The sequence below is a fragment of the Aureimonas ureilytica genome, from assembly GCF_001475935.1.
GTDB lineage: Bacteria > Pseudomonadota > Alphaproteobacteria > Rhizobiales > Rhizobiaceae > Aureimonas > Aureimonas ureilytica_A.
In genome coordinates, this window is record NZ_LDQA01000033.1 from 1 (window position 1) to 1270 (window position 1270).

At 65.4% G+C, this 1270-nt stretch carries 1 protein-coding gene; it reads left to right on the forward strand.

What is annotated here, in order from left to right:
- Positions 1-69: 69 nt before the first annotated feature.
- Positions 70-1270 (forward strand): IS3 family transposase gene (locus tag NS365_RS14870; RefSeq protein ID WP_153003800.1). Its coding sequence is split into 2 segments (ribosomal slippage), with 1202 coding nucleotides annotated over them: positions 70-400 and positions 400-1270; the frame shifts between segments, so codons are not numbered across the junction. This gene is flagged as partial in the annotation.

Consider the following 1270-nt stretch of genomic DNA (forward strand, 5'->3'; position numbering starts at 1 on the left):
TGAAATAGCCCCCGAATGAACCGGACATGATCTCCCATTCCCGCAAGGGTTAGGAGTAGTGTTGTGTCTATGACTGGTTCTTATCCAAAGGCAGAGGTTCTGCCGGGTCCCGAGCGACGCCGATCGTGGTCGACGGCCGAGAAGCTGTCGATCGTCCAGGAGACCTACGAGGCGGATGTGACGGTGAGCCTGGTGGCGCGTCGTCATGGCGTCGCGCCCAACCAGCTCTTCCGCTGGCGCAAGCTGGCCGCGCAGGGCGCATTGGTCGCCACGAAAGCGCAGGAAGACGTCGTCGCGGCCTCGGAGTATCGCGCTCTCCAGGCGCAGGTTCGCGAGTTGCACCGTCTGTTGGGCAAGAAGACCCTGGAGACCGAGATCCTCAAGGAGGCCCTGGAGGTCGCGGCGGGCCCAAAAAAAGCGCTGTTGCGCTCGCTGTCGTGGCCGAAAGACGGTTCGCGATGAGCGCCGTCTGCACGGTGCTCGATGTCGCCCGATCGAACATCGCAGAGCGCATGGCGGGGCGTCATCGCAAGCCACTTGGACGACCGCCGCAGCCCGACGCCGATCTCGTGGCTGCGATCAAGGCGGTGATCGCCGACATGCCGACTTATGGCTACAGGCGGGTCCATGCCATTCTCTGCCGCAAGGCTCGGGCCGCCGGGGAGCCGCTGCCCAACCACAAGCGCATCTACCGGGTGATGAAGGCCCACGGCCTCCTTCTCCAGCGTCATGCCGGCGATCCCGACGCACGGCGCCACGACGGGCGCGTCGCCGTGGACCGCTCGAACCTGCGCTGGTGTTCGGACGGCTTCGAGATCGGATGCGACAACGGCGAGAAGGTGCGCGTGGCCTTCGCGCTGGACTGCTGCGACCGCGAGAGCATCGGCTTCGTCGCCACCACCGAAGGCATCAAGGGCGAGGACGTCCAGGATCTCATGCTGCTGGCCGTCGAGGCCCGCTTCGGCCGCGTGAACCGCCTGCCGCAGACGATCGAATGGCTCACCGACAATGGCTCGGGCTACATCGCCAGCGAGACCAGACGCCTGGCACGCGACATCGGCCTGGAGCCCAGGACCACGCCCGTGCAGAGCCCCCAATCCAACGGCATGGCCGAAGCCTTCGTGCGCACGATCAAGCGCGACTACGTCCGCGTCTCTGCCCTTCCTGACGCTCGGACCGTCATCGACACGCTGCCGATCTGGTTCGAGCACTACAATACCGTTCACCCTCACAAGGCGCTCGGATATCTCTCACCGCGCGAGTTCATCGC